The 24,114-nt window shown below is 56.7% G+C and carries 22 protein-coding genes, 1 tRNA gene and 4 pseudogenes; 7 read left to right on the top strand and 20 right to left on the bottom strand.

Annotated features, from left to right (window positions below; all coding sequences use genetic code 11):
• Nucleotides 1-300 precede the first annotated feature (300 nt).
• Entirely contained in the window at nucleotides 301-2,310 is a 2,010-nt protein-coding gene (locus ASD95_RS22475) for an AAA family ATPase (protein ID WP_056725849.1), read from the bottom strand.
• 340 nt (nucleotides 2,311-2,650) lie between these two features.
• Here ASD95_RS22475 and ASD95_RS22470 point away from each other — a divergent pair, with 340 nt between their 5' ends.
• Both ASD95_RS22470 and ASD95_RS29245 read left to right on the top strand, forming a co-directional pair.
• On the top strand, nucleotides 2,651-3,235 hold the full coding sequence (locus ASD95_RS22470; protein WP_056725846.1) for a hypothetical protein: 585 nt from the start codon (nucleotides 2,651-2,653) through the stop codon (nucleotides 3,233-3,235).
• Nucleotides 3,232-3,798 (top strand): hypothetical protein, encoded by a 567-nt coding sequence (locus tag ASD95_RS29245; RefSeq protein ID WP_156385795.1) that lies wholly within the window; start codon nucleotides 3,232-3,234, stop codon nucleotides 3,796-3,798. The genes ASD95_RS22470 and ASD95_RS29245 overlap by 4 nt, the downstream gene beginning before the upstream one ends.
• Nucleotides 3,799-4,045: 247 nt before the next feature.
• Here ASD95_RS29245 and ASD95_RS22465 read toward each other — a convergent pair whose 3' ends face one another.
• On the bottom strand, nucleotides 4,046-4,816 hold the full coding sequence (locus tag ASD95_RS22465) for a nuclease-related domain-containing protein (protein ID WP_056725845.1): 771 nt from the start codon (nucleotides 4,814-4,816) through the stop codon (nucleotides 4,046-4,048).
• A gap of 336 nt (nucleotides 4,817-5,152) precedes the next feature.
• On the opposite strand from ASD95_RS22465, the gene ASD95_RS22460 reads away from it, so the two are divergent.
• On the top strand, nucleotides 5,153-5,647 hold the full coding sequence (locus ASD95_RS22460) for a hypothetical protein (protein ID WP_056725843.1): 495 nt from the start codon (nucleotides 5,153-5,155) through the stop codon (nucleotides 5,645-5,647).
• Nucleotides 5,648-5,910: 263 nt separating this feature from the next.
• On the opposite strand, the gene ASD95_RS22455 is transcribed toward ASD95_RS22460, so the two are convergent.
• The 7 genes from ASD95_RS22455 to ASD95_RS22425 all read right to left on the bottom strand — a co-directional run bounded on the left by ASD95_RS22455 (nucleotide 5,911) and on the right by ASD95_RS22425 (nucleotide 11,433).
• A tRNA-Thr gene (locus tag ASD95_RS22455) sits at nucleotides 5,911-5,986 on the bottom strand.
• Between the two features lie 78 nt (nucleotides 5,987-6,064).
• Nucleotides 6,065-6,889 (bottom strand): FkbM family methyltransferase, encoded by an 825-nt coding sequence (locus ASD95_RS22450; protein WP_056725841.1) that lies wholly within the window; start codon nucleotides 6,887-6,889, stop codon nucleotides 6,065-6,067.
• Between the two features lie 343 nt (nucleotides 6,890-7,232).
• Complete coding sequence (locus tag ASD95_RS22445; protein ID WP_056725839.1) at nucleotides 7,233-8,462, bottom strand: methyltransferase; 1,230 nt, start codon at nucleotides 8,460-8,462, stop codon at nucleotides 7,233-7,235.
• On the bottom strand, nucleotides 8,443-9,132 hold the full coding sequence (locus ASD95_RS22440) for an ABC transporter permease (RefSeq protein WP_056725836.1): 690 nt from the start codon (nucleotides 9,130-9,132) through the stop codon (nucleotides 8,443-8,445). Before ASD95_RS22440 ends, ASD95_RS22445 begins: the two co-directional genes overlap by 20 nt.
• Nucleotides 9,129-9,824 (bottom strand): ABC transporter permease, encoded by a 696-nt coding sequence (locus ASD95_RS22435; protein WP_056725834.1) that lies wholly within the window; start codon nucleotides 9,822-9,824, stop codon nucleotides 9,129-9,131. Before ASD95_RS22435 ends, ASD95_RS22440 begins: the two co-directional genes overlap by 4 nt.
• 72 nt (nucleotides 9,825-9,896) lie before the next feature.
• Nucleotides 9,897-10,646 carry an ABC transporter substrate-binding protein gene (locus ASD95_RS22430; RefSeq protein ID WP_015093061.1) on the bottom strand — a complete coding sequence of 250 codons (750 nt, stop codon included), beginning with the start codon at nucleotides 10,644-10,646 and terminating at the stop codon, nucleotides 9,897-9,899.
• Nucleotides 10,647-10,659: 13 nt separating this feature from the next.
• Nucleotides 10,660-11,433, bottom strand: a complete 774-nt coding sequence (locus tag ASD95_RS22425; RefSeq protein ID WP_007972784.1) for an ABC transporter ATP-binding protein — start codon at nucleotides 11,431-11,433, stop codon at nucleotides 10,660-10,662.
• 564 nt (nucleotides 11,434-11,997) lie between these two features.
• Here ASD95_RS22425 and gabP point away from each other — a divergent pair.
• The gene (gene gabP, locus ASD95_RS22420; RefSeq protein ID WP_056725832.1) at nucleotides 11,998-13,389 is read left to right on the top strand and encodes a GABA permease; all 1,392 of its coding nucleotides are present in this window, start codon (nucleotides 11,998-12,000) and stop codon (nucleotides 13,387-13,389) included.
• A 77-nt stretch (nucleotides 13,390-13,466) separates the two neighbouring features.
• Here gabP and vapC read toward each other — a convergent pair whose 3' ends face one another.
• The 6 genes from vapC to ASD95_RS22390 all read right to left on the bottom strand — a co-directional run bounded on the left by vapC (nucleotide 13,467) and on the right by ASD95_RS22390 (nucleotide 17,046).
• Entirely contained in the window at nucleotides 13,467-13,874 is a 408-nt protein-coding gene (gene vapC, locus ASD95_RS22415; protein ID WP_056725829.1) for a type II toxin-antitoxin system tRNA(fMet)-specific endonuclease VapC, read from the bottom strand.
• Nucleotides 13,874-14,104, bottom strand: coding sequence for a type II toxin-antitoxin system VapB family antitoxin (gene vapB, locus ASD95_RS22410; protein WP_056725827.1), 231 nt, complete (start codon nucleotides 14,102-14,104; stop codon nucleotides 13,874-13,876). Before vapB ends, vapC begins: the two co-directional genes overlap by 1 nt.
• A 168-nt stretch (nucleotides 14,105-14,272) precedes the next feature.
• Nucleotides 14,273-14,722: a hypothetical protein gene (locus tag ASD95_RS22405; protein ID WP_056725825.1), complete on the bottom strand. Its 450-nt coding sequence runs from the start codon at nucleotides 14,720-14,722 to the stop codon at nucleotides 14,273-14,275.
• A gap of 6 nt (nucleotides 14,723-14,728) precedes the next feature.
• Nucleotides 14,729-15,145: a hypothetical protein gene (locus ASD95_RS22400; RefSeq protein WP_056725823.1), complete on the bottom strand. Its 417-nt coding sequence runs from the start codon at nucleotides 15,143-15,145 to the stop codon at nucleotides 14,729-14,731.
• 108 nt (nucleotides 15,146-15,253) lie between these two features.
• A complete protein-coding gene (locus tag ASD95_RS22395; RefSeq protein ID WP_056725822.1) occupies nucleotides 15,254-16,228 on the bottom strand; it encodes an alpha/beta hydrolase family protein in 975 nt (324 codons plus the stop codon).
• A gap of 68 nt (nucleotides 16,229-16,296) precedes the next feature.
• Nucleotides 16,297-17,046 (bottom strand): DUF1016 N-terminal domain-containing protein, encoded by a 750-nt coding sequence (locus ASD95_RS22390; RefSeq protein WP_056725819.1) that lies wholly within the window; start codon nucleotides 17,044-17,046, stop codon nucleotides 16,297-16,299.
• Between the two features lie 253 nt (nucleotides 17,047-17,299).
• On the opposite strand from ASD95_RS22390, the gene ASD95_RS22385 reads away from it, so the two are divergent.
• Nucleotides 17,300-17,725, top strand: coding sequence for a hypothetical protein (locus ASD95_RS22385; protein ID WP_056848070.1), 426 nt, complete (start codon nucleotides 17,300-17,302; stop codon nucleotides 17,723-17,725).
• A 123-nt stretch (nucleotides 17,726-17,848) separates the two neighbouring features.
• On the opposite strand, the gene ASD95_RS22380 is transcribed toward ASD95_RS22385, so the two are convergent.
• Nucleotides 17,849-18,640, bottom strand: coding sequence for a TSUP family transporter (locus ASD95_RS22380; RefSeq protein ID WP_056725818.1), 792 nt, complete (start codon nucleotides 18,638-18,640; stop codon nucleotides 17,849-17,851).
• Nucleotides 18,641-18,681: 41 nt separating this feature from the next.
• Nucleotides 18,682-19,761 carry a hypothetical protein gene (locus ASD95_RS22375; protein WP_056725816.1) on the bottom strand — a complete coding sequence of 360 codons (1,080 nt, stop codon included), beginning with the start codon at nucleotides 19,759-19,761 and terminating at the stop codon, nucleotides 18,682-18,684.
• 144 nt (nucleotides 19,762-19,905) lie between these two features.
• Here ASD95_RS22375 and ASD95_RS29240 point away from each other — a divergent pair.
• A pseudogene (locus ASD95_RS29240) lies at nucleotides 19,906-20,013 on the top strand (carboxypeptidase regulatory-like domain-containing protein); the annotation flags it as partial.
• Nucleotides 20,014-20,039: 26 nt separating this feature from the next.
• Nucleotides 20,040-20,267: pseudogene (locus ASD95_RS22370) on the top strand (carboxypeptidase regulatory-like domain-containing protein); the annotation flags it as partial.
• A gap of 65 nt (nucleotides 20,268-20,332) precedes the next feature.
• Here ASD95_RS22370 and ASD95_RS22365 read toward each other — a convergent pair.
• From ASD95_RS22365 to ASD95_RS22355, 3 genes and pseudogenes are all read right to left on the bottom strand, one after another.
• Nucleotides 20,333-21,599: pseudogene (locus ASD95_RS22365) on the bottom strand (beta strand repeat-containing protein); the annotation flags it as partial.
• 31 nt (nucleotides 21,600-21,630) lie between these two features.
• Nucleotides 21,631-23,379: pseudogene (locus ASD95_RS22360) on the bottom strand (nidogen-like domain-containing protein); the annotation flags it as partial.
• Between the two features lie 88 nt (nucleotides 23,380-23,467).
• Nucleotides 23,468-24,109 (bottom strand): type I secretion C-terminal target domain-containing protein, encoded by a 642-nt coding sequence (locus ASD95_RS22355; RefSeq protein WP_056848067.1) that lies wholly within the window; start codon nucleotides 24,107-24,109, stop codon nucleotides 23,468-23,470.
• Nucleotides 24,110-24,114: the final 5 nt, after the last annotated feature.

Genomic DNA, 24,114 nt, shown 5'->3' with positions numbered 1-24,114 from the left:
AGGTTGAACGAGTAAAACAGCCGCTCCTGCCCACTCGATAACTGTCCCATCATGCTGCGTGCTTCCCTGCTGGCCAATGCAGAGATTTTGCCGCAGGCCAGACAGGGGAGCTACTTTTTCAACAGAATCGACCCAAGGCTGACATCTGATTTCCCTCGTTTATCGCTATGATGAGCCAAAGCTTCGCTACCGGAGTTAATGAGCTTTGGGCAACCTACTGCAAGTGACCATGGCCTGATAACTCACATGACATGAGGCCAGAACAGCAAAGTTTATGCTTTAGGTTGGCGACCAAAAAAATCAGCGCAATGCTTGGTTGATCGTCTCGAAAAGCTTCGAGAATCGCTGAATTACGTCTTTACTGATCTTCTTAGGCGGTACCGCCACATAAGCAGCAGCCACTGCAAAATGATTGTATCCAGGAGTTGGTCGAACGCTGACCTGACTGCTTATCAGCTGCTTCTCAATCCTTTGTACGATCCGATCTGCTTGCGGCAGATCCTCCAGTTTTAAGACTATTCCAGCAAGAGCTTTGGAATAGACCTCGTTGAAATGTTCGAGATACGCTTTGGGGTCTAGGAGATCCTCGAGGTCGGTGGCAACAGCGTCCGCTTCGTCCGCTCCTAGGTTTTTGAATTGTGAGAAATTAAAGACTTGTTTTTGATTTAGCAATTTCTGCTGCACCATGGCGTCGAGCTTCTGATCACTCTTGCCGCTGTAGTCATGCAGAACAGCAAATGCTAACCCATTACCTCCCAAGAGTGACACGAAGGTAGCTACGTTGCTCAAGCCCCCAACGGGGACGATTGTGATTTGGGGATCAAGTCCTACTCCTCCAGTCTCTTCAGCGGCTCTAGACATCGCTTGGAGTACAGTGAGTTCCGAAATGCCCTCGACCAGCAAGTTTCGCTCGGCGATGAATAGGTTTTGAGCAATATTCCAACCTAGGGCGGCCTGTAGTGGGAAAATTGTCTTGGAATCCGACCCGGAAAGGTTAGAAGAGATCACTGTCCCTTGGCGTGGCTTGTCTTCCACTACCCTAACTTGGTGCAGGCGATCTGAGTTCACCATGAACGGTGAGTGAGTCGTGTAGATGACCTGGTGGGTCTCAGCAAGATCGTCGATGTAACGCAAAAAATCAGACTGGGCGAGGGCATGCAGAGCCAGGGCCGGTTCGTCCAGAAGCAGCACAAGATTGTTACTGGTTGTACTGCCGACCACGCTGAGTTGCTGCTGGACGCTGTCAAACCACACCAAAAAGCTAAAGAACCAGATGAAGCCTCGGCTGCGCTGATCGAATGGGGTGGTAACACCACGATGTCTTTTGTTTTTGATCCGCAGGTAGAGGTTAGGCCCGTCGTTAAATGGGGCGGCATCTGACGCATCAGGCCGAATATCGATCTCGACTTCGAGGTCTTCGTTCTGCTTCCAGAATTCCAGAATCTGATCAGTTAGGTTGATCGATACCGATTCGATCTGTGCCTTCAGTTCTTCATAGGAGGTGCCATTCGAGAAGTCGTCCAGTTCAACTCCCGCCATGCGCAGTAGGGCGATCACTGCTTGATGCTTTGCCTCGATCTGCTTGTGGGCATTAGCCGGATCTTTGCTTGCGGCGGCTAAGCGATTCGCAAGATCTTTGAGATTGAGTTTTCCAGGCAGGAGGTCGTAGTCGCTGAAATAAAGAAAGCTAGGAATCTGCGGTGATAGCAACTGCCAAGCTTCGTAGGTACATACCGACGACCAGTCCGCATGTGCACCACTCACACGAGTTTCGAGCCCTTGGACGAATTCTGTGTCAGCCTCGTTCGTCAGGCTGATGCCTTTCAGGCCTGATAGTGCTTCTCTCAGCGAAGTGGCTTTGCTGAGGACGGCTACTGCACCTTCGCTCAGCCCTACGGTAGTTGCGAGGTTTTTGAGTACTGGCGCTTCGGGAATACTCAACCCAATTAAACTAGCATTTTTGTAGTTACGTGACACTGTGAATCTGAATCCGGCCTTTATGTCACAACCGATTTTGGCGTTGATTTCAGATGCCTCAGCGTCGTCGATTACGTAGGTTAGGGTGACGGCATTTTCAGGCGACTCCTCATGGCGTCGCTTATATGTCAGCAGGTCTTTGCGTGGATAGTCTTCGGTGATGTCGAATTTCTCTTTGTCCAGCGCATCCTTGGCTTTATGCAAAGCTCTGAGAAAGACCGTCTTTCCGGCTTCATTCATCCCCACCAAGACAGTGACCTGGGGGTCGATCTCAGTTGTCTGCTGCTCATTGATTGAGCGGAAAGGGCCAACCTTTACAGATGTCAACAGCATGTCCATTTGTCCTTGTTGATCGAACGCGAATGGGCACGAAGGTAAGCGAAAAGCCATCACGTCGTCTACGTAGACGTGGCTACTCTTAACGGCAGTCCGCTTTTGGCTGATTGTTGACTGTCACGAAGGGCTGAAAACGACCCAAACGATCGGTGGCTAGAGGCAGCAATTGGCTTTGGCCATTGGACATCTGTGATCTCAGGATCTATTAAAGCAAACGGGTGCCAACTTATGCGATTACGATGGTCGCCAATGTCTACCGCCTCTCCAATGGCGGTCAAGAGCACCGGTTTACACTAGACCTCACTACCAACTAACACTCTGGCTCAACGGAGGCACATTGGCTCGCATCGCTTCTCTTGGTTGGGGCTCCCTGATTTGGGAGCCAAAAGGTTTTCCGATTCAGGGGTGGTTCGAGGACGGCCCACTGATACCAGCTGAATTCGCCAGGCAATCGCAAGATGGGCGAATTACTCTTGTGTTAGTCGACACCGAACGGCTGGTTCCCTCCATGTGGGCCGTAATGGATTCAGTGGATCTCGCTTCTGCTGTCGAGGCTTTGCGCAGCCGCGAAAACATTCCGAGGAAAAATGTAGAAAAGCATGTTTGCAGATGGTCTGCCGGCCAGCCTTCTCCAAGGCTGATTCCAGATTTATCCGAATGGGCTAACGTCCACGACCTGGCCCACGTGGTATGGACCGGTCTGCCCCCCAAATTCAACGATGCAGAAATCACACCCACTGCCGAGCAGGTCGTGGAGTACTTGGAGAAGCTCACAGGCGAAAAGCGTGAGAAAGCCGAACGATATGTTCGCCTAGCTCCGCGGCAGATTGACACCCAGTACCGGCGCTGCATTGAAGCGTCGCTCCACTGGCATGCCTTGGGAGGTGGAACTGAGGAAAGGCAAGGAGAAGCAATCCGATGAAAAGAGCTATCTGTCCATCCTGTGAGAAAATCAATGGCGTCCAGTTGCTATGGGGAATGCCGGATACCGCTGATTTGACATTGGCCGAAAAAGGAGAAGTAGAGCTTGGCGGCTGTGTCATTACTGATATGGAAGTAGACCGCCATTGTCGTAGTTGTGCGCATCAGTGGAAATCATCAATGTTTCCCAATAATGAGCGTGAAGGAAAAAGTGACTTACAAAAAAAACACAGTAAGCGGAACAGGTCAAAACCTAACCTGTCAGCAATATCTTCGCCGACGGAAGCGGTATCACCAATTGCAGTGACCCACAAAAATCAAGGTTCAGTATCCCCAAAAAAGCCCCCACCATTCATCCCGACTGTGATCGTTTTTATTCTCGCTTGGATCGTAGCCTCGCTTTTAGCGGGATCTTTGGTTTGCGGAGATGGCTGGGCCTCTGGGTCAATTGGTAGGCAGGGAGCGTGTTCAAGCCACGGAGGGGTTAATAAACTACCTCAGACGCTTGCGTTTTTGATTAGCGCGGCCTTAGCGTTTGTTTTCCATATCCGTCGAAAGGGTTGACGTTGGCCTTCATCGGAATCGCCTACCTTTTTTCAGAGTCAGACGTGCGTCCGGGCATCACGCCTTGCATGATTAGACCGGCTGCCACCTATGCGACAGCAATTGATCCATTTCACTCAATCTAGACATTACTGTCGCCTACCAGAGCGCTTGCAGCAGCCACATCACTTCACTCAGGTCGGACGCTAGGCGGGGTGCGCTTGGGATTGTTTGCGGCCATGCCTGCCGCCCCATTCTCATGCATCCATTAGAGCCTCTGCGTCACTCGGCACTTGGGAAACGCCGAACAGCCCCAGAACCGTTTCCCCGCATTCGGGCCGGACTTCACGGTGCGAATGAGTAATGCACTGCCGCATTTTGGGCACTTGCGCTCGACTGTTGGATCATTGCGGCGCTTGAGGTTTTGCACGTGTTCACGGTGGGTGGCCAGACCTGGCGGGCGCCGGCCGCTTCGCAGAGCTTGCACAAGCGCTTCAACTTCAGCCTCAGTGAATACCGGCTGCTTGAATGACTTTATGTAACGAATGAAGCCACTACCCTGGGAGACATTGGCGGGCATCTCGGATTTGAAGGTGCTTGCGCCAACAAAAGTGACAACCGAGTGCAGATGTTCCGGTTCTACGCCGAGAGTGGTCTGCAGAGCCTTGAGATGTTTGTAGTTCTGCCGCAGTGGGTTCTGGAACGTGTATGTATTTTTATATAACTTCTGTGTCCACTGCGATTGCCTTTCGCTACCGAATATCCAGCCACTTTTGTTCTTTGTCTCCACAACGAAGATGCCGTAGGGAGACAGGAATACATGGTCAATTTGGGTGGTGCCATCGATAGTATTCAGCGTGATGTTGTGCATGCGACGGTAAGTCCGCTTGTCCAGCCGACATCTGGCAACCAGCCGTACCAAGAGCTCGCCCATGTGACCTTTGGCCCAGCGTGATTGCAGTAGACCGATTAGCAGCAAAGGCGGGATAAACCAGTGAAGAGCATCCCAAACCTGCATGAAGCTATGAGTGAAGTCCATTCCTCTGACTCAATGTGTAGCCGAATCGAGCATCAATGGACGATAGCGCGACACGAGAGTTTGTCCATTTCGAATTTACTCTCGAAATTTGTGATTCGACCCTGCATTTGTAGGTGCACGGCGTGGCTGCTTTTGGCCGATTTTCTGCCTCTCGCGATGGGCAGAAAGCAGTCTTGAGCAGACGTTCCGTGATGACTGCTTACGCCCAATTGCTGGCTCTCACGAAGGGGTGGCAGTCGTCACCAACTGCGCGGTGACGCTCTGTAATAGATTGCATGAGCCATCCTTTTGCTATCATTTGGTGATAATTGGGTACCAGAGTAGAGGCTTAGAAGTATGGCTTTACCATTAATTCCGATCATCTCCGCCCTGGCAGCAGGCGGCTCCCTTGTGCCCCATGCCGCTGGTGGCCTGATCGTCTCCAGCGCGGGCGGATACGTTGCTGGTACCTATCTGAGCTCCGCCGCTATCTCGTCGTTGCTGCTCGGATCAGGAGCTCTTTTGGGCGTTGGCGCCTTGTCTGCTTCTGGCATAGCGACAGCGATCATCGGTAGCGCCGGCTATTTTGGTACCACTGTAGGCGCTACTGGCATCACTGGTTGGTTGATGTCTGCAGGCATCATTTCTGCAATCCCGATTATGTACCCGGTTGGAGTCGGCTTGGCTGGCTTGGCTGGTGTTGCTCTAACCGGCGTTATCCTTCGTCTTCGCCACAAGTTGAAGCTGGCCAGCAAGGGGCAAGAAGTGATCTTCAATGCCATTGAGGCGAAAATCATCGAAGTGCTGCTGGTTTTCTTTGCTAAGAAAAGTGGCCTCAAACCTGAAGTTTAAATACCGGAAGCAAAGCCCTTTAGCCCTGTCTGAAGGGCTCTAACAGGCAGTTCCTCCGCCCCATCCAATCGGTTTGCCTGTGTTCAGAAGCTGTTGGAGTCGCTGCATAACCCGCGTGCGACTGACTATGGCCTTTCGAATCCATGTCTCCCGTCAGCTTCAATAAACGGAGAAGCTGTGACCAAAGCTGTGACCAAATCAGAAGCTAAACACAGAAAACAAAAAAGGCCCACCTTTCGGTGAGCCTAAGTTGTTGATCTATATGGTGCCGGCACCAGGAATCGAACCCGGGACCTACTGATTACAAGTCAGTTGCTCTACCATCTGAGCTATACCGGCGTGTCAGGGCGACGATTATAGCGATTGGCTGGCTTCTGTAAACCCCTGAATTCTGACTATTTTTGCGCGAGCTTCAGGTCAGGTGCGCAGCAGGGTTTTCTTGAGTTTCTGGATGGCTTGCCAGGCTCGACTGTTTTGCATCGCGCGCAGCTGTGCTTCGGCCTGTTCGGCGCGTTGCAGGGCGGCGGCGAGTTGGTGTTCGGCGTCGCTGACGGGGTGGCTGAAGTTGTGGCCTTTGCAGAACTGGAACTCGTCCAGGTTGCAAGGCGGGATGTCGAAGGCGGGTTTGAGGTTCAGGTGTTCTTCGGCGAGGTAGTAGGTGTTGATGCCGTCGAACAGGATGGAGTGGTAGCCGGCGTCGGTGACCAGGTTTTCCCAGGTCTGGTCGCGGGCCCAGGGGGTTTCGATGAGGATCACCCATGGCCGCCATTGGCTGAAGTCCATGCCGCGCAGGACGGTTTCTTCGTGGCCTTCGACGTCGATTTTCAGGAAGTGGATGGCGCGGCCCTGGGCGTGTTCTTCGCAGATGGAGCTCAGGGTGCGGGACTTGATCGTTTGGCTGCGCACGTCCATGCCGGCGTCTTTGTGCAATTTCGCCATGGCCGGATCGAGGGTCGAGAGGCCGGTGCCGGCGATGCCGTAGAAGGTCAGGTCGTCAGCACTTTCCCCGGCCGCGCATTGCAGGTTGGTGTCTTTGGGACGTTGCTGGCACAGGGCTTCGTAGTAGTTGGGCATCGGTTCGACGTTGATGCCGGTCCAGCCATGGTCATAGAACGCCTTGGTGACTGAGTCATGGGTGGGGTGGTTTGCCCCGACGTCGATGTAGAAGCCGTTCTCAACGGTTTTGAGGGCGCGCCACAGGCGTATGTCTTCGAAATTCTGTGCGTAGGAAATGAACGTCACTGGGGCATCCTGTCGGAGGAATGTTCTTGTTTGTGGCCGCGCTGCCGGCGCCCTTGCGTGTGTGTATATCAAGAGTAATGAAAGGGTGCAATTTCCCCTGTCTACGGTCCGGGATTAGGCGTTTATGTCGTTTTGATTAAATGCTTATGCACAATGCGATTGGCAGCGCACCGGGTTTAGGCCGAATTTGTGGATCTGTTCTCATTTGTCCGCAAATACCTGTTTTTTCGATTTTTTATTCGGGTGTACAAAAAATGAACAGTGTGGATTTAGTCCTGAAACCTGCATGGATATTGGATCCACGATAATTCCATCAACAGAGTTATCCACAGGTCGGATGCGTTTAGGCGCGTTCGGCCAGGAGCAGGAAATTACGCGGCGTGAGCGGGGTTTCGCAGAAGGTGCCGACGCGGACGCTGTAGCCCCGCTCGGCGAGGAAAAGTGCCCGATCAAGGACCAGCCAAAGCTCCAGCGGGCGTCGGAAAAGTCCGCGCAGTAGTTCAAGGTTGCGCACTTCGGCCAGTCGTTGCCAACCGGCGGCTTCGAGGGCTGGCCAATTTTGCGGGCCGATTGTGGATAACTCTTTGAGTGCGGCCAGGTGATGGCAGTAATCGGCGAAGGGTTTGTCCAGCCAGGTGCTGGGCAGGGAAGGGGTTGGCAGGTACTCGTCCAGGCCGCGCAGTTGCCGTTGCAGCAAGTCGAAGCCCAGGCGCCGGGCCATGGAGGTGTCGCGTTGACGTCGCACGCGGGTACCGGCGGTAACGGTTTCGCTCATGGGCAGCGCGAGGTCGTCGAGGGAAAGCTTTAGGCCGGAGCCATTGGCGGCCGAGGAAATCGGCGAATATTGGGCAAGACTGATTCGGTTGTAGCAGCACGGTGCAATGGCGAGCTGTTTGCAGCCTGTGGCGCTGGCGAGTTGAATCAACCGCACATGCAAATCACCACAGGCGTGAAGCGCGACGGGCGTGTGATACGCACGCAGTAGACAAGCGGCGTCTGCCGCGAGCACATCCTGTTCGATATGCAGCGCATGCAGGTGATGGCGCTGGCTGAGTGCCTGGCCGCTGGTGACCAGTGCCGGGTCGTATTCCAGGCATGTCAGTTGTTGCCCCGGTTGCAGCAGGCGGCGGCCCAGGTGTCCCTTGCCTGAGCACCAGTCCAGCCAATGCTGCGGTGCCTCGGAAAACTGCAAGCGACTGGCGAAGGCTTCGATCTGCTGCCATTTGCGCCCCGGTACATCGACGTTCAATCGATGGCCGGCCGCTTCGAGCATGCGCGCGGGCAATTCATCCACGGCACTCAAGGCAACGGACATTGTTGCCAAGAAAGCAAAGGGTTCGGGTGCATTCAGGAGGGCGGGTTGGTTGTGAGCGTTTTCCGCGTCTTCCAGCGTTCGCTCGCGTAGCCATGCGGCCAGCTCCGGGTAGGACGCTTCCCAAGGCAGCTGTAGATGAGTGAACGGCCGAGGTTTCCACAGTGCCTGATGCTCTGTCAGAAAAGCATCCAGCGCGGTGAAACGGGCGAGCAGGGCCTCGCCCGTCAACACGCCGGTATCAACGCCCTTGGCAGGCATCGACGCGCAACCAGCGCTCCAGCAGCTTGAAGCCACGCACCAGCACGTAAGCCATTACCAGGTAGAACATGCCCGCGGCGAAGAAGATCTCCACCGGCAGGTAGGTCCGGGCAATGATGGTGCGGGCCATGCCGGTCAGTTCCAGCAGGGTCACGGTGCTGGCCAGGGCGCTGGCCTTGAGCATCAGGATCACTTCGTTGCTGTAGGCCGGCAGGCCGATGCGCGCGGCGCGCGGCAGGATGATGTAGAACAGTGCCTTGGGCCTGGACATGCCCAGCGCCCGTGCCGCTTCGATCTCGCCCGGTGGAATCGCCTGGATGGCGCCCCGCAGGATTTCCGCAATGTAGGCCGCGGTGTGCAGGGTCATGGTTGCCGTGGCGCACCAGAACGGATCGCGCAGGTACGGCCACATCGAACTGTTACGGACCGCGTCGAACTGCGCCAGGCCGTAGTAGACCAGGAACAGCTGGACCAGCAACGGCGTGCCACGGAAAAAGAAAATGTAGCCGTAGGGAAATGCCCGCACCCACCACAGGCGCGACGAGCGGGCGATGCCCAGTGGGATGGCCAGCAGCAAACCGGCGATCACGGCGATGGCCACCAGTTCGAGGGTCAGGGTTGCGCCTTGGGCCAGTTTCGGCAGCCACTTGATGATGACTTCCCAGTTCATTGGGTGCTCCTCGCGAAGCCGCGAGCGGCACGTTTTTCCAGCAAGTGCATGCCGGTCATCGCCAGCACCGTCAGGCTCAGGTACATGAACGCGGCCACCATATAGAAGGTGAACGGCTGTTTGGAGACGGTCACGCCGATTTGCGCGTGACGCATGATTTCTTCCAGGCCGATCACCGACACCAGCGCGGTGTCCTTCATCAGGATCATGAACAGATTGCCCAGGCCGGGCAGGGCGATGCGCCACATCTGCGGCATGATCAGCTTGGTGAAGATGCGCCACTTCGACAGGCCTAGGGCCACGCCGGCTTCACGATGGCCTTTGGGAATGGCAAGGATCGCACCGCGAAACACTTCCGTGGCGTAGGCGCCGAAGCACAGGCCCAGCGCAATCACGCCGGCGGCGAAGGCGTTGAGTTCAAGGTCGGGGTTGCCGAAGAACTCGCCCAAGGCACGCATCAGGTTGACCGTGCCGAAGTAGATCAACAGCACCCAGAGCAATTCCGGGATGCCGCGAACCAGGGTCGAGTAAGTGCCGCCAAGCCATTGCAGCGGCTTGTACGGGGAGGTCTTGGCCAAGGCGCCGAGCAGACCGAGTACCAGCCCCAGGCACAGGGCCGAGAGTGCCAGTTTCACAGTCATCAGCGCGCCAGCGGCGAGCGCCGGGCCGAATCCGTAGAGGTCGATAATCATGGATTTCTTTTCAAATCGCGGCAGGCAAGGCCGAGAACCGGCGCCATCAGGCGCCGGTCAGGCAGGTCAGTATCAATAGATGCTGAACGGGAAGTACTTGTCGTTGATCTTCTTGTAGGTGCCGTCAGCGACGATTTCTTTGAGCGCGGTGTTCAGCTTCTCGCGGATCGGGTCCTTCTTGCGCACGGCAATACCGATCTTGTCGCTTTCTTCCACCGGGTCGCCCTTGAACTCGTAGCTACGGCCAGCGTCGCTTTTCAGCCATTCGTAGTTGACGTACTTGTCGGCCAGGATGCCGTCCAGGCGGCCGGAAGTCAGGTCGAGGTAGGCGTTTTCCTGGGTGTCGTAGAGCTTGATGGTGATGTCGTCACCATAGTTGTCTTCCAGGAAGGTGCCGGCCAGGGTCGCGCGCTGGGCGCCGATGATCTTGCCTTTGAGCGCCGCCTTGTCGGTTTTGAAGTCGATGTCTTTCTTGGCGATGAACTGCAGCTTGTTGGAGTAGTACGGGTCGGTGAAGTCCACCGCTTGCTTGCGCTCGTCGGTGATCGACATCGAGGAGATCAGGAAGTCGAACTTCTTGGCGTTCAGGGCCGGGATGATGCCGTCCCAGTCGGAGGTCACGACGGTGCACTCGACTTTCATCTTGGCGCACAGGGCGTCGCCGATCTCTTTGTCGAAGCCGACGACATTGCCACTGGCATCTTTATTGTTGAACGGCGGGTAAGCCGCTTCGATGCCCATCTTCAGGGTTTCGGCCATGGCACCGGCGCTGAACGCCAGGGTGACGGCGGCAGCCAGGAAGACCTTTTTGTAGTTCTGCATGTGGGTAGCTCCGTTAGCGGTTGCTGGACATGAATTGTTTGCAGCGCGCCGAAAGCGGGTTTTCGAACACCTGCTGTGGCGATCCTTGCTCTTCTACCAGGCCCTGGTGGAGGAACACCACTTCGCTGGAGACCTGACGGGCGAAGCCCATTTCGTGGGTTACGAGCAGCATGGTGCGGCCTTCTTCGGCCAGCGCGCGGATGACATTAAGTACTTCCTGGACCATTTCCGGGTCAAGCGCCGAGGTCGGCTCGTCGAACAGGATGACCTTGGGCTGCATGGCCAGGGTGCGGGCGATGGCCGCCCGTTGTTGCTGGCCGCCGGACAACTGCGCCGGGTACGCGTGGCGCTTGTCGGCGATACCGACCTTGGCCAGCAGGGCTTCGGCCACTTCGATGGCTTCGGCCTTGCTCTGGCCGAGTACGCGGCGCGGGGCTTCGATGATGTTGTCGAGCACGCTCATGTGCGGCCACAGATTAAAGTTTTGAAACACAAAACCGATTTCGCTGCGCAGGCGATTGATCTGCTTGCCATCGGCGGCCACCAGTTCACCGTTCTTCGCGGCCTTGAGCTTGAGTTCTTCGCCGGCGACCAGGATCTGGCCTTGGTGCGGATTTTCCAGCAGGTTGATGCACCGCAGGAACGTGGACTTGCCGGAGCCGGAGGAACCCAGGATCGAGATCACGTCGCCGTCGCGGGCGGTCAGCGAGATGCCTTTGAGCACCTCCAGCGAACCATAGCGTTTGTGCAAGTTGCGGATTTCAAGCGCGGGCGTGGCCTCAGCCATGTGCGTTCCTCATATATGTTGCGCTCCTGCTGTTGGCGGCCTTCCTGGCGAGGCGGCCAACCTAGCATAGCGTTTCAATGGCAGCCAACAGCGCTACGGACGGTAAACGGCTGGTGCGTGGCAGGTTGTCGCATCGGCGCAGCAGACTGTCGCCCCATCAACAACCGAACAGCCGTTTGAACCTTGCCTGTCGATAAAAAGCGCGGTGGCTGCCGCAAAAAAAGGCGCGATGTTGCCAGCTTTGGCAGGGTGTTGGAAGCGCTATCCGGCCAAATGCACCGCTTGTGCACTTTTAATGTGCGCGGAGCCATTTTCAGGTGTGTTTCCGGTGCGCTGATTCACCCCACAAAGTGGGTGGCAGGGTAACGTTCTGGCAAAGTGCCATTGAATTCAATGGGTTGCGATGACTGTCCGGTCGGGGTGAGATCGCCGGGTTAGAGGGTTTTGAAATATTTTGGCGCAATTATTGCGTGCAGAATCCAGAACGCCCTGTTGGCTTCTTTTTACGAGAAGGTTCGCCGAACGGGATGCACGCATTCGCTTCTCCTTACAAAGGTAGTTTTAATGAGCAGTACCCAAAGCTCTAGTGGCCTCGAACAGGGGCTCAAACCGCGCCACGTGACCATGCTGTCGATTGCCGGTGTTATCGGCGCCGGCTTGTTCGTTGGCTCGGGTCACGCCATCGCCGCTGCAGGTCCGGCTGTTCTGTTGGCTTACGCCGCCGCCGGCATGTTGGTGGTGCTGGTGATGCGCATGCTCGGCGAAATGGCCGTTGCCTCGCCGGACACCGGTTCGTTTTCGACTTACGCCGACCGTGCGATCGGTCACTGGGCCGGTTTCACCATCGGCTGGCTCTACTGGTGGTTCTGGGTGCTGGTAATTCCGCTGGAAGCCAACGCCGCTGCGACCATCCTGCATGCCTGGTTCCCTGGCGTGGACATCTGGGCCTTCGCCCTGGTCATCACGATGTTGCTGACCGTGACCAACCTGTTCAGCGTAAAGAACTACGGTGAGTTCGAGTTCTGGTTCGCCCTGATCAAAGTGCTGGCCATCATTGGTTTCATTGTTCTGGGCCTCATGGCGATCTTCGGCTTCCTGCCGGGCAGCCAGGTCAGCGGTGTTTCGCACCTGTTCGACACCCAGGGCTTCCTGCCAAACGGCATGGGCGCAGTGTTGGGTGCGATCCTGACCACCATGTTCTCCTTCATGGGCACCGAGATCGTGACCATCGCGGCCGCCGAATCGAAAGATCCGGGCAAGCAAATCTCCAAGGCCACCAACTCGGTGATCTGGCGGATCGGCTTGTTCTACCTCGTGTCGATCTTCATCGTTGTGGCCCTGGTGCCATGGAACGACCCGATCCTGGCCAGCGTTGGTTCTTACCAGACTGTGCTTGAACGCATGGGCATCCCGAACGCCAAGATGATCGTCGACATTGTGGTACTGGTTGCCGTGACCAGCTGCCTGAACTCGGCGCTCTACACGTCGTCGCGCATGATGTTTTCCCTGGGCAAGCGCGGCGATGCGCCGGCGATGTCCACGCGCACCAACAAAAGTGGCACGCCTTACTGGGCGGTGATGCTGTCCACCGGTGCCGCGTTCCTGGCAACATTCGCCAACTACGTGGCTCCGGCTGCGGTGTTCGAATTCCTGCTGGCCAGCTCCGGTGCCATCGCACTGCTGGTGTACCTGGTGATTGCGATTTCGCAACTGCGCATGCGTAAGCAGCGTATCGCGCGCGGCGAGAAAATCGCCTTCAGCATGTGGTTGTTCCCGGGCCTGACCTACGCGGTAATCGTCTTCATTGTCGCGGCCCTGACCATCATGCTGTTCCAGGATGCCCATCGCGTGGAAATTCTTGCGACCGGCTTGCTCAGTGCCCTGGTGGTAGCGACCGGCTTGCTGGTGGCTCGCCGCCGCAAGCTGGAAAAACGCGGCGCGGTAGTGCTGAACTGATCCATACCGCGTAATGCAAAACGGCCGCTGTCAGTGATGACAAGCGGCCGTTTTTGTTTCTGTTGATTGTCATGTGTTCAGTCGACATGAGCCCAGTCTTCTACGCGTAACCCTGGAACTCGCTCAAACTCCCGCAGGTTGTTGGTGACCACGATAAACCCGCGTGAGCGTGCGTGCCCCGCGATCATCTGGTCGTACGGGTCTATGGGTTTGCCTGCCTTTGCCAGCTCGGATCGAATCATTCCGGTGTGTGCTGCTGCTTCGTTGTCGAAGGGCAGGACTTCAAGTCGGGCGGCGAAGCCCTCGATGACCGCCAGGTTTTTTTCGGGCGCTGCTGATTTTTCCGCGCCGTAGATCAGCTCCATCAGCGTAACCGCACTGATGCACAGTTGGCCGTGATGACGGTTGAACGCCTCCCGTACCACCTGTGGTTTGTTCTTGATGGTGAAGATGCAGATGTTGGTATCGAGCATGTACTTGATCATCAGAACGACTCACGCTCCTGATCGGCGGGTTGCTCGCGATCGGTCATGAAGTCTGCCGTGATGCTTTCGCCATCGAACCAACTGTCCCAGGTTTCACCGGCGGGCGTGATGATTCGGCTTCGACCTACGGCGACGACGTCGACTCGTTTCACGTCGCTTGGCATGGCTACAGCTTTCGGCAGGCGAACGGCCTGGCTTCGATTGCTCATGAAAAGGGTTGTCTGTTCCATTTGGACCTCCTGCGCTTTTGCTGGTGCGATGAGTCCAAAGGATAGGTTTTGTGTTGGATATGTCAACGGGATATACGTGGTGCCTGACGGAAGGAATGCGCTCGATCAGAGCCAAAAAGGCCGCTGTCAGTGATGACAAAAGCGGCCTTTTTTGTTTGGGCGTAACCCTTACTCGGCTTTTTCTTCCGGCGCTTCCAGCGACTCGCGGTAGACATCCAGTGCAGCGCCGAAATCGGCGATGAACTGTGGCTCGCTCAGCCATGCCTGGGCGGCGTCGCGGTCCATGCCGTCGGCCCACATGCGGTAGTCGATCAGCATGTCGGCGGCCAGGTGGGTGGCGGCCATGCCTTCGTCGTCGGCGTTTTCCATGTCCAGCAGTTCTGGATGGTCGATGATGATAAAGGCGAGGTCCGTCAGCAATACCGAGAGCATTTCGCTGCGGCTGACCGCTTCGGCGTCACGCATTTTGCTGAACATCGCCAGGGTGTATTCCGGGATTGGCTCGCCGAAATCGGGCAGGTCCTGATCCACGATGGATTTTCTGCCGACCATGCGGATCTGCTTGGCTTTGGCTTTTGCGCGCTTGGCGCGTTTCTGTTGCTTGTTCAGGGAGGCCATGGGAACTCAGTTCGGTTTCTGTTGGGTTTGCGCGGCAATGGCGTCGGACGCCGCCACGTAGTCAGCCTGGAAGGCTGGTGATTCGATCCATGCCAGGGCGCCGGCTTCGTCGGTTTCAGCGGACCATTGGCGATATTCGATCAGTGCGGCGAGGATGAAGTCTGTCGCTGTTTCCTCACCTTCCTGTTCCAGTACCAGTGCGATAAGCGGATGTTCCAGAAAGGCCGCGCACATGGCCTGCTGGCTGATCTTTTGTGCGTCGATCATCTCTTTGAACATGTCGGTCAGGTCCACCGATTCGAAGTCGATGCGATCATCGTTCGGGTCCAGTTCCACCGGCGCGGCAGCCCGCTGGGTGCGGTTCTGCTTGGCCTTGGCCTTGGCGCGGGTGGCGCGTTTTTGCTGCTTGTTGGCGGAGGCCATGGGCGTCGTTCCGTATTCGTTGAAGGGGCAAAGGGCCTAGGGGGCGTTCTCAATTAGTTTTCCCGTCAGCAAACCCGGCGCGGCGTGAAAACTAATTGAGAACGCCCCCTAACTGCGTGGCACTCGCCGCCCGGGGGTATCGGGGGCCAGTTCGCCGTTTTGCAGCCAGGCCAATGCAATGGGCCATAGTGTGGCTTGGTATGCGCTACGAAAAAAGGCGAAATGTCCGACTTCTTCTTCGCCGATGTCTTCGGGATGGATGCGCAGGTGAGAGTTTGAGCTGCCGGTGAAGTAGCCAAGCAGGCGCTCGATGGCAGGGACCGTGCCGTATGGATCGTCGCTGATGCTGATGGCCAGGGTTTGCGCGGTGACGTTGGCAAAGGGCAACTGCCCGGTGGTTTTGCTGATTGTGCGGCCGCTGGCGCGTTTCTCGTAACGGGCAGTGGAGAGACTCCAGTCACGGACCACGCCAGCAGGTGTGTCTTCCAGCCAGCCAAGGCGTTTGCCCGGAAAGTAACCGTAGATCATCGTCACCAGTGGCATCAGCACATGCCACTTGCCGAACATGCGCCAGCGATGGGCCGGCGCATAGTCGCGCCAGTAGGCGAATTGCGCACCGACCGTCACCAGGCGGCGGATCAGGTGCCCGGACGCCCCCAGGCCCGCTGCACAGCCGCCAAAGCTGTGGCCGACCACATCGACAGGCTGCCCCGGGAACTCACGCTGTGCGCGCTTGAGCATCGCTTCGAAATCCAGCGCTCCCCAATCGGTCCACGAGGCTTGAAGCCCCTTGAGCGATGCCGGACGCGACTCGCCGATGCCGCGGTAGTCATAGGTGATGACATCGAAGCCGTGGGCGAACAGGTAGTCGGCAAAACGTGAGTAATGCCGGCAACGGACTGACGTGGCGGCATTGATGATCACTACCGGACGAGCGGCGTCTTGAGAGGCGTGTCGCCAGGTGAAGCCACCGAGGATGAAGCCATCCGCGGCGGTTTCCTTGAACGGCTTGCCAGGGATGGTATCCGGCCGCGACAACTCGATGCGCGTGGGGGCCAGTGGAGGCGTGTCCTGCAAATTCATCGGCGTCAGTCCTTTGCGGGTAGCTGCCAACGATAGTCTTGATGCCGTTGATGGACAATCCGTTCGATTCAACGCGGTTGTTGATTGGTCAAGCGCTCTTCAAGTGCTGCTCGCTCCCGATCCAGTGCATCACGCAGTTCCTCTTCACTCGGCAGGACAAGCTTGTACTTGCTGGCCAGCAATTGTTCGATCAGCGCTTGTTCGATCTCGCTTTCCTGAAGCTTGCCGGCATTGGGTAAACCAAGAAACTCCAGTACCACCGGATCACGGATGAAATCCCGAGGGCTGGCCTTCATGTTTTGAATGTGGGTGGCGGCCTCCTGCTTGACGCTGCCGCGATCGCGACTCGCCAACAGGCGTTCGTAGTACAGCGTATTGATCTGGCGCTCCAGCGCTCGGCTTGACCAGTTTTGGGTGGCTGATTCGTTCATGTACCAGAGACGAGCGCTGTCGTTGTCGACCCGAAGCAGGTGGCGGTAGTGGGGCCAGCTCAATTCGTGACGCAGTGCGTCACGAATTGGAAAGGCTTGATAGAACAGACGCATATACCGAAGGTTGGACGCGTCAAATCCCTTTCCGAACTCCGCAGTTAGCACTTTGGCCAAGGTTGACAGTAACTCTTTGCCATACCTGGCCCGTCGCGCGCCGTTCTGTTCGAACTCAACAATGTGCCGGCCAATCTGCCAGCAGGTTTGCACTTGCACGGTATCGGCCGCCCGAAGCACTTTCTGACGTGCCTGATGGATCAATTTACCAAGGTTGCCAAGCAGTGATGCCAGATGTGGGTCGTGAGTGTCGTTGGGGGTGGGGGTTGTCATGAGGTCTTCCGCAGCAGGTTGAACAGCGAAAGAGAATGACAAGTGTGCAACTTTCGAAGATGCCGGGGATTACTGAAAAACAGACAGGAAATACCGGGTTGTCCGGCAGGACGGGTCTGATGGCAAGCGAGGGTTGAGGAGCAAATGGCGTAGTACGTTTCGTACTCAGGCCAAATCAATCTAAACCCCTCCCTCCGGCTGGAAATCCAAAGAGTGTAACGATTGGGTTCTGCAGAACCCGGGAGTCGTCATCATGAAATACCTCCATACACTCCTGTTGCCCCTCACCGCTGTAGGCATACTGATGTATCCAGAGCCCATCGACAGCCAGGGGGTGCAGGTGCAAAGCCAGGAACAAAACGGCATCACCTACCTGTCGGGCGGTATCGGCGAGGATGAGTCCAAGGCCATCCAGCAGACCACCGGCTATAACCTGCACATGACATTCTCTGTCGGGACGGGAAATGAATACACTCCAGACGTGAATGTGGTTATTCAGAAAGCCCCGGGGCAGACCGTGTTGACGCTCAATGGCGCCGGCCCGCTGGTCTACGTGAAACTGCCGGCCGGTAAATACACGGTCATTGCGACGCATAACGGCGAAACACGGCAGGACGTTGCCGATGTTGGCAGTGGTGCAGCCCGTAATCTGGTTTTCCACTGGAATGATGCGAGTTAGCGAGAGTCTGTAAATCAAGAAGCGCAATCAGACCCTGGATCCTGTAATTCAGGGTTTCTTGTATGTGGTGTCATGAACGGCGTACAGACCCGTCTTGGGCGCCGATCATTTTCGATGTGATGATCATAACGACGCCAATGTCTGGATGAGTGCAACGCGTAAAGGGTTGGTTTCTACGCTCAGCAGTTTGATGGCCAACGCGCAGCAGACCACGATCAACATAGGTTTGATCAACCGTGGTCCAACCCGGACAGCGGCCCGTGCACCCAATTGAGCACCGACGAAGGCCGCCAAAGCCATGGCTATGGCTACCGGCCAGATAATCACACCTTTGGTGATAAAGACCGACAGAGAACCGAGATTACATGAGGCGTTGGCAAGTTTGGTAAAGCTCATGGCCCGCATCATGCCCAGGCCGCAGAGCAGTACGAATCCGACGATAAAGAAAGAGCCTACACCGGGGCCAAATATACCGTCGTAGAAGCCCAGAATCGGCGCAACGCTAAACGAAAAAAGCAGAATGCCAATTCTCTTGCGTCGATCTTCATTGGCCAGCTTTGGAGAAAGCGCAAAATAGATGGCTACCAGAATCAGCATGATAGGTACGCAAACTTCCAGGTAGCGCTTATCAATAGAGCTGACCAGCAAGGCTCCACTGGCGCCGCCAATAAATCCGCAGACAACCAGGAAGCGACCTTCGCGCCACTCGATCATTCCTTTGCGAGCAAAGGCTACCGTTGCCGAAACGGTTGCCGAAGCGGCCTGGAACTTGTTCGTGGCAATCGCACTGATGGGATCCACCCCAGCCAGAAACAGTGCAGGCAAGGTTATTAATCCTCCGCCACCTGCTATTGCATCAAAAAAGCCGGCGCAAAATGCGACGAGCGCTAATAGGCTAATTACATCCCAAGACATTCCGATTCCTCTTTTACAGTTACTGGCAAGTCATCCAAAAGTCAGCCCTGCAGCCTCAGCGGGTCTTCTGAAATAACGATAGGAGACGAAAATTTCGACAGGCCAAAAATGCGAACTAGCACCCGTCTGTTGTCTTGGATGATGTCCCGTCCGTGCAGCGCCCGAACGTTATTGATGAGCAAGGCGGACTCTTGCGACAGCGTGTATTCGATTGGCGTTGCTTCGCGCACACCCTGGCATAGGGCGGCATAGGCCGTTTTGACGAAACGTGAGGCATTGCCGTTTACCGAAAATCGGTATGAGTTGAAACGGGCCGCGAACCCGACGTTGTCATCGAATTCCAGAATTGAAACATTGTGACCATCCTCTCCCTTGCCTCTGACAAAGGAGTCACTGCGGGTGAACTGAAAGCTCCCCGTAGTCAGCGCGAGGCAGTTGGTTATGCCGATTTTTTCGAGTATGGGAGGCAGTGGAATGACTCGTGTCGGTTCCAGGCTCGGGTTCCACAAAGCTGAGAGTATCAGCGACGACGGCGAGGGTGAGTGTCCGTCTTTCGCGTTTATGGCGCACCGGTAGGGCGCCTCTGTGTGTGGGCCTAGCGCCAGGCCGGAGTGGGAGCTCAATTCTTTGATGTCCGGCTCTGCAGGGATTCTGGTCAGTCCGCCGCCCTTGAAGTTGGCCACCAGTCGAACCAGTTTTCCGTCATTGTCCATGTCGTAGGCAAAGGCCCTGTTATCTACCAGTTTCAATAGGATCTGATTGCGGGCGGCCAGGCAAAGGACGTCGCTTCGGTTTTCCAGGGAAGTCTGATCTGGTAATTCATCTGGAGGGCTGGCGTCTGAGATTTTTTGCAACCCATCAAAGATCAATACGGAAATAAGGCCATCGGAATAGGCACTCAACAGTTCGCATTGGTCTTTCGAGAACGAGAACTTCAATTCAATAGCCGCCAAAGCGGCTTTGGACTTGGCTCCCGGTGCCTGTGGCCCACCGATGGCGGCCAGTTCTTCGGCGAATGTGTGAAGCAACGTTGACTGCGGAATATCAAAGCTGAAAGTTCTGATTTCTTGTTCGGTAAAAAGCTCTGCGGTTTCGACGTCTGGTTGAGCGGCGTCAGTCATTTTCTACATCCCTGCTGTGTATCTGTTGCTGGTTATGCGGCAGCTCCTCCTTTAATTCTGCACAAACTGTTAATCGTCGTATGTCATCCATTTCCGTTAAAGCAGACGGAGCGTTCTGACAGGCCGGGGGGGCAACCAGGAATGGCCAGCCTTGAGCCCATCGACAGCCAGGGGGTGCAGGTGCAAAGCCAGGAACAAAACGGCATCACCTACCTGTCGGGCGGTATCGGCGAGGATGAGTCCAAGGCCATTATCTGCAGAACCCGGGAGTCGTCATCATGAAATACCTCCATACACTCCTGTTGCCCCTCACCGCTGTAGGCATACTGATGTATCCAGCGATGACACCTGCCCTGAGCCTTGAGCCCATCGACAGCCAGGGGGTGCAGGTGCAAAGCCAGGAACAAAACGGCATCACCTACCTGTCGGGCGGTATCGGCGAGGATGAGTCCAAGGCCATTCAGCAGACCACCGGCTATAACCTGCACATTCACTTTCCCGCGGGCATATAAAACCCTGAATCCTGCGATTCAGGGTTTCTTGGTACTTTGGTGTCAGAGACGACCCTCTATCAGGCAATCAGGTCGGCAGTTTGCAAGTTGCTCACCCCCACCAACTGAATTTCGAACTCCGCTGCCGTGTCGGCGTCGGTGCTGCCGTAGAGAATGCCGCCGGCGAACCGCAACTGCCCTGCGGCATTGCTGCTGAAGGCGCTGGAGCCGATGAAGCTGAACGCATCGTTGGCCACCGTCGCCAGGTTGGCGTCCAGGGTCGACAGGTCGATCATACAGCTTGTCCAGGCCCGTGCCGCCGATCAGCAGGTCGTTGCCGGCGCCACCGGTGAGCGTGTCGTTGCCGGCACCGCCGATGAGGGTGTTGGCGGCTGCGTTGCCGGTCAGCTTGTCGTTGTAGTTGCTGCCCGTGAGGTTTTCAAAGTTCAACAGGGTGTCTGAACCGGAACCACCGGTGGCTTGCGCGGTGGTCAATCCCAGGTTGACCGTCACCGCCGCCGTGGCATAGGCATAGGACGCGGTATCGATACCGGCGCCGCCATTTAGGATGTTGTTGCCGGCCGCTGCATCGATGACGTTATTGAGGCTGTTACCGGTGCCGTTGGCAGCGCCGGTCGCCAGCAGGCGCAGGTTCTCGACATTGTCAGTCAGAGTGTAGGCACCGAGGGAGCTATAAACGGTATCGATGCCACCGGTGCTGGCGGCAGCATTGGTTTCGCTGACGATATCGCCGGCGTTATCGACGTAGTAGAGGTCGGAGCCGTCACCGCCGATCAGGCGGTCGGCACCGGCAGCGCCGTTGAGTTGGTCGCTGCCCAGGCCACCGCTGAGGGTGTTGGCGGCCGCATTGCCGGTCAGCCTGTCGTGATAGTTGCTGCCCGTGAGGTTTTCGAAGTTCAACAGGGTGTCGGAACCGGAACCACCGGTGGCTTGCGCAGTGGTCAGTCCCAGGTTGACCGTCACCGCCGCCGTGGCATAGGCATAGGACGCGGTATCGATACCGGCGCCGCCATTGAGGATGTTGTTGCCGGCACCTGCATCGATGACGTTATTGAGGCTGTTACCGGTGCCGTTGGCAGCGCCGGTCGCCAGCAGGCGCAGGTTCTCGACATTGTCAGTCAGGGTGTAGGCACCGAGGTAGCTATAAACGGTATCGATGCCACCGGTGCTGGCGACAGCATTGGTTTCACTGACGATATCGCCAGCATTGTCGACGTAGTAGAGGTCGGAGCCGTCGCCGCCGATCAGGCGGTCGGCACCGGCAGCGCCGTTGAGTTGGTCGCTGCCCAGGCCACCGCTGAGGGTGTTGGCGGCCGCATTGCCGGTCAGCCTGTCGGCCGCCGATCAGGCGGTCGGCACCGGCAGCGCCGTTGAGTTGGTCGCTGCCCAGGCCACCGCTGAGGGTGTTGGCGGCCGCATTGCCGGTCAGCCTGTCGTGATAGTTGCTGCCCGTGAGGTTTTCGAAGTTCAACAGGGTGTCGGAACCGGAGCCACCGGTGGCTTGCGCAGTGGTCAGTCCCAGGTTGGCCGTGACCGCCGCGGTGGCGTAGGCATAGGACGCGGTATCGATACCGGCGGCGCCATTGAGGATGTTGTTGCCGGCCCCGGCGTCGATGACGTTGTTGAGGCTGTTACCGGCGCCGTGGACAGTGCCGGTCGACAACAAGCGCAGGTTCTCGACATTGGCGCCCAGGGTGTAGGTCCCGAGATAGCTGTTAACGGTATCGGTACCACCGGTGCTGGCGACAGCATTGGTCTCGCTGACGATATCGCCGACATTGTCGACGTAGTAACCGTCAGAGCCATCGCCGCCAGTCATCTGGTCGGCGCCACTGCCGCCATCGAGGGTGTCGTTGCCGGCCCCGCCATTGAGGGTGTCGTTATCTGCGCCGCCGATAAGGATATTGGCCAGGGCATTGCCGGTCAGCGTGTCGGAGTCATCGGTACCGATGATGCCTTCGATAGACACGAATGTATCGTAGCCTTGGGACGTATATTGTGAGTTGGTGTTGGACAGATCGACGCTGACGCCATAGTTGGAGTAGGCATATGAAACAAAGTCGGTGCCCGCCGCGCCATTGAATACATTGTTTGATGTGTTGCCGACAAAGGTGTTGTTCAGGGCGTTACCTGTGCCGTTGATACTGCTGCTACCAGTCAGTATCAGGTTCTCCAGGTTGTCACCGAGTGTATAGCTGATTTCTGCCTGAACGACGTCGGTACCCTGGTTGGCAAGTTCAACAAGCGTATCCAGCGCATCCACGATATAGGTGTCGTCTCCCAGGCCGCCCAAGAGCCTGTCGCTGCCCGCTGCGCCGTAGAGCACATCATTTCCGGCGAAACCATTGATGACGTCATTGCCCGATGAGCCATAGAGCGAGTCATTCCCGGCCGTTCCTTGCATGTTGTCATTGCCGGATGTGCCGCTGACGATGCTGAACTTGTAATAACCGGCTACCCCTGTGTTACCAAGGGTGGTTTCCAGCCCGAGAATGGCGGATTCATTGCCCGATTGTGGCAGTTCATACCAGGAGGAACCGTCGCCGGTCGAGTAACCGGCACGGGCAACGGTTCCTCCCAGGCCGTCGGTACCGCCACTGGCGCTACCGGTCGTCCAGTTGATGGTTTCATATCTGAAGATGACATCGAAGTTGCCGTTGCCCTTTCCAACCAGCTGGAGTTGGAAGGCATTGAGCTTATCTACCTTACTGTTGTAGTAACCGACGTCATCCCAGGTAACGGTCAGCGTGCCATTGCCTGCGGTATTGAAGTCGTAATAGACCAGATTGCTGCCCGTCGATGTGCCACCCGGCGTGGCACTGACCGTTGTGCCACGGGTATCGACGTCGGCAAAAAAGGGAGCAATCATCGGCCTGCTGGAATCTTGCATGCCGTAGGGGGTATAGGTGGAAAGACCGCCGCCGAATGTGATGTTTCCGTTGTTGTTGACGGAAATGTCGGTGTAGTTGGTGCCGAAGAAATTGAGTCCGGCAGCCCCGAAAACAGTGCTGATATCAATGTAAGAGGTGTAGCTGTCATCGTTTCGAGTCAGCTGGTTCTCCCCGAAACCCGATGTACCACCAAGTCCGTTTATCAAGCTAGCCATATCAACACCCCTGTCATTTATTTAAAACTTTCTTGTCAGTTTGTTTTCGGGACAACCATGGAACATCGGATAGGCAACGTCTGACTGATCAGGCAATCAGGTCGGTAACTTTCAGTGTGTTCACCCCCAGCAACTGAATTTCGAACTCAGCGGCCGTGTCGGCGTCGGTGCTGCCGTAGAGAATGCCGCCGGCGAACCGCAGCTGCCCTGCGGCATTGCTGCTGAAGGCGCTGGAGCCGATGAAGCTGAACGCATCGTTGGCCACCGTCGCCAGGTTGGCGTCCAGGGTCGACAGGTCGATCTTGTCGCCTTCGCTGGTCTTGAAGTCGCCAATGACATCGCGCAGGTTGAAGTCGCCAATGACAACCTGCCCTGCGGCATTGCTGCTGAAGGCGCTGGAGCCGATGAAGCTGAACGCATCGTTGGCCACCGTCGCCAGGTTGGCGTCCAGGGTCGACAGGTCGATCTTGTCGCCTTCGCTGGTCTTGAAGTCGCCAATGACATCGCGCAGGGCGGCGCCCAGGCCCATTTCACTCAAGGCATTGAAGTCGAACTTGTCGGCCCCGGTGCCACCATACAGCTTGTCCAGGCCCGTGCCGCCGATCAGCAGGTCGTTGCCGGCGCCACCGGTGAGCGTGTCGTTGCCGGCACCGCCGATGAGGGTGTTGGCGGTTGCGTTGCCGGTCAGCTTGTCGTTGTAGTTGCTGCCCGTGAGGTTTTCGAAGTTCAACAGGC

The sequence above is a fragment of the Pseudomonas sp. Root71 genome, assembly GCF_001429045.1.
Taxonomy (GTDB): domain Bacteria; phylum Pseudomonadota; class Gammaproteobacteria; order Pseudomonadales; family Pseudomonadaceae; genus Aquipseudomonas; species Aquipseudomonas monachiensis.
Note: the sequence above shows the minus strand (reverse complement) of the source record. Positions and strands in the feature narration are given on the sequence as shown.

Excerpts from the sequence above, each read along its gene's own strand:
- ASD95_RS22395 (WP_056725822.1), bottom strand. The coding sequence starts at position 16,228 with ATGAATTTGCAGGACACGCCTCCACTGGCCCCCACGCGCATCGAGTTG.
- ASD95_RS22380 (WP_056725818.1), bottom strand. The coding sequence starts at position 18,640 with ATGTCTTGGGATGTAATTAGCCTATTAGCGCTCGTCGCATTTTGCGCC.
- ASD95_RS22385 (WP_056848070.1), top strand. The coding sequence starts at position 17,300 with ATGAAATACCTCCATACACTCCTGTTGCCCCTCACCGCTGTAGGCATA.
- ASD95_RS22425 (WP_007972784.1), bottom strand. The coding sequence starts at position 11,433 with ATGGCTGAGGCCACGCCCGCGCTTGAAATCCGCAACTTGCACAAACGC.
- ASD95_RS22390 (WP_056725819.1), bottom strand. The coding sequence starts at position 17,046 with ATGACAACCCCCACCCCCAACGACACTCACGACCCACATCTGGCATCA.
- ASD95_RS22445 (WP_056725839.1), bottom strand. The coding sequence starts at position 8,462 with ATGCCTGCCAAGGGCGTTGATACCGGCGTGTTGACGGGCGAGGCCCTG.
- ASD95_RS22475 (WP_056725849.1), bottom strand. The coding sequence starts at position 2,310 with ATGCTGTTGACATCTGTAAAGGTTGGCCCTTTCCGCTCAATCAATGAG.
- ASD95_RS22430 (WP_015093061.1), bottom strand. The coding sequence starts at position 10,646 with ATGCAGAACTACAAAAAGGTCTTCCTGGCTGCCGCCGTCACCCTGGCG.
- ASD95_RS22375 (WP_056725816.1), bottom strand. The coding sequence starts at position 19,761 with ATGACTGACGCCGCTCAACCAGACGTCGAAACCGCAGAGCTTTTTACC.
- ASD95_RS22435 (WP_056725834.1), bottom strand. The coding sequence starts at position 9,824 with ATGATTATCGACCTCTACGGATTCGGCCCGGCGCTCGCCGCTGGCGCG.
- vapB (WP_056725827.1), bottom strand. The coding sequence starts at position 14,104 with ATGGAACAGACAACCCTTTTCATGAGCAATCGAAGCCAGGCCGTTCGC.
- ASD95_RS22405 (WP_056725825.1), bottom strand. The coding sequence starts at position 14,722 with ATGGCCTCCCTGAACAAGCAACAGAAACGCGCCAAGCGCGCAAAAGCC.
- vapC (WP_056725829.1), bottom strand. The coding sequence starts at position 13,874 with ATGATCAAGTACATGCTCGATACCAACATCTGCATCTTCACCATCAAG.
- ASD95_RS22460 (WP_056725843.1), top strand. The coding sequence starts at position 5,153 with ATGGCTTTACCATTAATTCCGATCATCTCCGCCCTGGCAGCAGGCGGC.
- ASD95_RS22465 (WP_056725845.1), bottom strand. The coding sequence starts at position 4,816 with ATGGACTTCACTCATAGCTTCATGCAGGTTTGGGATGCTCTTCACTGG.
- gabP (WP_056725832.1), top strand. The coding sequence starts at position 11,998 with ATGAGCAGTACCCAAAGCTCTAGTGGCCTCGAACAGGGGCTCAAACCG.
- ASD95_RS22440 (WP_056725836.1), bottom strand. The coding sequence starts at position 9,132 with ATGAACTGGGAAGTCATCATCAAGTGGCTGCCGAAACTGGCCCAAGGC.
- ASD95_RS29245 (WP_156385795.1), top strand. The coding sequence starts at position 3,232 with ATGAAAAGAGCTATCTGTCCATCCTGTGAGAAAATCAATGGCGTCCAG.
- ASD95_RS22400 (WP_056725823.1), bottom strand. The coding sequence starts at position 15,145 with ATGGCCTCCGCCAACAAGCAGCAAAAACGCGCCACCCGCGCCAAGGCC.